Source organism: Xanthomonas sp. 3058 (genome assembly GCF_014199765.1).
In the GTDB taxonomy this organism is placed as follows: Bacteria; Pseudomonadota; Gammaproteobacteria; order Xanthomonadales; family Xanthomonadaceae; genus Xanthomonas; species Xanthomonas campestris_B.
In genome coordinates this window covers 1-4,476 of record NZ_JACHOF010000041.1, presented here as the reverse complement: position 1 = coordinate 4,476, position 4,476 = coordinate 1, and the positions used below count along the sequence as shown (strand labels likewise).

Sequence of the window (4,476 nt, the reverse complement as noted above, 5' to 3'; positions counted from 1 at the left end):
GAGCGATTGCCGGAAACGTTGGCCGGTTTGCACTTTGTCGCCTTTACGATCCTGATGCTTGGAAATGCAGCCACGCTCTTTCAAAGTTCATAACACGCTCTAAGCTTTTCGTATTGCTCCTTATCGATCTCTATCGTTCTTGAATAGTAAGGATCCCTATAATTTCTAACATCATTGTCAGTTACCTTTCCGGGTCCAACGGATTCGCCATGCCTCGCCGGGGCGAATCCATAACTATTAGAACTTGCCCCATCATCGACCGCGTAATAGACGTGGCCCGCAACGGATGGCTCTTTGTCATATAGGAGCGGCGTCCCAGCTGCAGCTACGTAGATGGTAACCGTATAGTGTCTCCCATGATCTTCCATGCCATCTCTTGATCTTCCATGCCATCTCTCCTTACTTTCCTTTGTGGATGTAAGCAATCAGCAGTTGCGCATTTGTCTTAGCTAGCTCCTCAGCATTACGAGTAATGTGTAATTTGAGTCGGTAGCGTCCTGCCTGAAGTGAAGTACTGTAAGCAAAGGCAAGCTCCTCAGACGGCATCTCCAAAGATGCCAAGCCAGCCTGCTCCATGGTGGCAAAGTCCGCATCCATTGCGAATAAGCGGGGAGACAAACCATCTGCGGCAAGAGCAACAGATTCCTCCTCCCCCCTTCCGACACGCTGAGCACACTCTAATAGCACTTTAGTTGACCCGCCAGGTTGAACATGTTCCAAACGCACTACTGCCGCGATATCGGCGCGCTTCAGGCGATCGGCGATGTCAGCTACCGCGCCTGGATCACTTCCAGTCAGTAGAATTCCTATGAAGACCGGAGGATTCGCGTCGTCCGATTGTGCAGGTACGTCAAATTCAAGTTCCACCTCCCCATCTTCAAATTGGGCAAGGCTTCGCACTAATGGTATTGCGGTTCGCATATCTGCTTGCTCCTTCGCAATGTGCGTATTCGTGGTAGCGGTAGATGACTGCATGTTGCAACCTGCGCTAAGCCCTACGATGAGTGACATGAGCAGAGTGCGTATTCGGTGTTTCGCGATGAACACTGTATCTCTCCCGTGCAAGCTGCAGCAGTTGGTGGCCAAGGGTAACGCCGCCCATACTCCGTGTCATGCTCAACACTTACGGTTACAGGAGCAGTCGGTGAGCACTCGTTTTGCGCTGGCCTGAGTGCGACGCTAGTGACATCCGGCGCCGGGGTCAACGTGCGCCTCCCGTGTCGCGCCCAGTTACCTACGCGATCTGCCCGGTGCCAGAGGCAGCTCCACCGGCGCCAACACCTCGATCACCAACTGCCCCGCACTGGCGGTGATACGCAGCTTGCTGCCGATGGCGAAGCCCGGTTGTTCCAGCCATAGCCCACTGAGGCGAACGTGGGGCACGTGCTGGTCGCCGGCGTGGTCGTGGGCGCCGGGGTAAAGGGTGTAGCTGACAGTGCATTGGCGCGGGCGGCGGGCGCGGCGGGGTGCATGCAAACGGCCGGAGCCTTGCGGCGCTGTGTCCGGCGCAGGCCTAACACAGGGAGGAGGTCACACGCGCCGAGAAAAAGATCATGTCCCCGCCCTCGGTTCTGGATATCCCCGCAACCGGCAACTCGATCGAAACGCACACGACCAGAATGGCTATGAAAGCGACGGCTACTATCGTCCTGCCAATCATGCAGATGCCCACCGCAAGTCCGACCACCCGAAGAAAACATCGCAGAACACCACACCGGTATTCTTCACACCACCCGGTGCTGTGGGGCGATCGACTGCTCGCCCTGCTGCCCCTGCTGCTGGGAACGTTGTTGGCGCTGCGTCTCGCTCAACGCCTGTAATTGCGCCAGAGACTGCTCGACCGGCTGTGCGATCGCGTCGTTGGTCTTCATATGCGCCATCTTGTGAGCGGGGTCGTTCAACGCGCCTTCTACAACGAAGACGTTCTCACCTTGTCGCACGGACTTGGTGTTCTCGCTCAATATGACGTGATCGATCCGCGACAGGCCGTTCTCTTTGGCCAGATGCGCGCTGCTTGCCGCCAACCGTGCGCTGTTGTCGTCGTACTCCCTGCCGAGGCATTGCTCCAGGCGGCGAACTGCGTCCTCGGCTTGACGATGTAGGGGATCTTGCGATGAACCGAGCGAGCCATGCGCAGGCCCTACAGGCTGCGCTTCATGCCGCTCTGGGTGACCGACCTCACCTCGTACACGTAATGGGACTGCGCGGGGATCAACATGGAGAAGGCGTTCATGTGAACCATCCGAGTTTGTAAGATTGATATCGGTCGTTCCGTCCTGGTGCCGCTCACGGCTCAGACTGGCTCGCGATGCGTCAGACCACACACCACCAACAACCGCGTGGCCCTGACCATCACGATTCCACACGACAACATCGTTGCCGGAGGTGTAAAGACCTGCGGTAGGTCCACTTTTCCCCTCAGCTTGCGGGCGTCCCCAGGCATGACTTGCTCCTTGATCCACTGATTGAATAAAGGCTGGGGCTTCGGCGTTCTGGAGGAACAACGTTTTAACCACACCGTAGTGATGAGATACATCAGCAGCACCGCGGCCGTTGTGTGCATCAGTTGGATTGATGAGCGGATCGGCCACCACACTTCCGTACGCAGTAGAAAGTGGGCTTGCCTGGTTTGCCCCACGCAATGCATTGAAGACTGCAGTGCCTTTAAGCGCATGCTCTACACCACTTTCGATGTAGTCTGCTTGCTCGTGACCTTTGACGATCTTGTTGGGAAGCATGCCGTCGATTCGCGTCTTTACATCGTCGACACTCTGCAATGTTCCGTCATTGATACTCTGCAGTACGCCAGGATAGCGGCCGCGTCCAGCCTGATTTTCAAGCTTCATGATCATCGTTGCCAATTTTGCTTGATCATTCAAACTTGACTCTGCATACAGATTGGTCTGACGTAACTGCTGTACTGCGCTGCCCAGATCTTTTGCTCCATCGCCCGGTCGCATCAATTGCTCGACCTGGGTGCGGTCATGCTCATGTACAAATGCGACTCCCTCGTCGGAGGCGAGGAAGCGATCAATGTTCGATTTTACCGTTCCATCAAGCGCCCTTCCATTCTCCGCCTTGATGGCATGGCCATCCCGCTGCAGGTCATGGATGGTTTGCGTGCGCTGCTGCTCCGAAAGAGCAACAGCCGGTGTCTGTTGCCTGGCCCACCCTTGATAGGCGTCAACCAGACCAGTGGCGACATCTGGATGTTGCCCGAGATCGGTTTGCAGCGTCCCGATTGAAAACCCACTATTCCCGATGGGTTTCATCACGCCGTCATTGATGGAGCCCGCAAATGAAAGCCTGTAGGCGACGTTCTTGCCTGCCATGCTTCCCTCAGAAGCAACGCCGATCGCGAAATAAGCAAGTGTTTTGAGTTCGTTGTCACTCAGCTGCGGCGGCGCTGGTTGTCCTGTTTCCTGTGGCATGTCCTTCTCCTTGGCTGACGAATCAATCAATTAACGGCTGCAAAGCGCTATGTTTGTGCGTGCAGCGTGGATGACGGCCAAGTAGTCGTCAACGACCGCTGGGGCCATCCCATCGGAAATCTGGTCATCCGTGCGGGCAGTATCTTGCTTGTATTTAGATAGAACCGACAGGCACTCCGACTTGTCTTTCAACTTGTAGAGCGTTAGCGCGTAATCGTTTCGTAGTGCGCCCTCTTCGGCCAGGCCCATCGTCATCACACAATTTTGGTAAATAGGCGCAAGCGCAGCCTTGGCCTCAGCGTATTTCTTCTGATCATAGAGAGGCTTGAAGTCATGACGCGCCTTCTCGATTGCATCAGCGGTACAGCTTGAAGACACGCGCTTGTAGCTTCCCTCGAAGCTGCCATTACTTCCGCAATAGACCTGACACTGCGCTTTGGTCGAGGTATTGACGGCCACGCCACCCGGCTCCGCCTTCAGCGCAAGTGAGCATTGGCTTGGCGTCGCACCTTCGTAAACGACTCCACTGCCACTTTTATCCAACTGGCCAGAAAGCGTACACCCGCTATCGACATTCTCTGTGTCCAATGAAAACGTCGGAAATCCTTGGGATTTTGGTGCCTCAATGACCAGACGTCCCCAACCACCCTCAGTGACATAGGTTCCGGCCCCAACCTGGGACGATTGCGGCGCGGCGACATCAGAACTTGGAGTTGGAGTAGGGGCTGCAGCAGTGGCCTCCGCTTGTTGGCTACCAGCTTCCGGCTGTGCCTTACCGCACCCAGGCAACAAAAGGACTGCGGAAAAAATTAGTGCATAACAACTATTTCCAATACGCTTCATCGCCATGCACTCTCAACTTGTCCAGGCTGGACAAGTTACACCACCCGGCCGATCCGGTCTTGTTCCGGCCAGCACAGTGACCTCGGACTTCTGCGCTTTACAGACCGTGACCTGCCCCCATCATCCGTACCAGTGATTACTGATAAAGCCCGGGGTTGAAGGGTACTGCGTTGTTGGCTTGTTGTGTACGGTAGTTGGCGGC

4 protein-coding genes are annotated in these 4,476 nt (G+C 55.7%); all 4 read right to left on the bottom strand.

All coding sequences use genetic code 11. The features are described from left to right. Positions 1-399: 399 nt before the first annotated feature. Positions 400-975 carry a hypothetical protein gene (locus GGR61_RS20695; RefSeq protein ID WP_184623782.1) on the bottom strand — a complete coding sequence of 192 codons (576 nt, stop codon included), beginning with the start codon at positions 973-975 and terminating at the stop codon, positions 400-402. A 255-nt stretch (positions 976-1,230) separates the two neighbouring features. After that, positions 1,231-1,476, bottom strand: coding sequence for a SymE family type I addiction module toxin (locus GGR61_RS20690; protein ID WP_184623780.1), 246 nt, complete (start codon positions 1,474-1,476; stop codon positions 1,231-1,233). Positions 1,477-1,724: 248 nt separating this feature from the next. Next, entirely contained in the window at positions 1,725-3,431 is a 1,707-nt protein-coding gene (locus GGR61_RS20685; RefSeq protein WP_184623779.1) for an XVIPCD domain-containing protein, read from the bottom strand. Positions 3,432-3,461: 30 nt separating this feature from the next. Then, positions 3,462-4,280, bottom strand: coding sequence for a hypothetical protein (locus tag GGR61_RS20680; protein WP_184623777.1), 819 nt, complete (start codon positions 4,278-4,280; stop codon positions 3,462-3,464). Positions 4,281-4,476: the final 196 nt, after the last annotated feature.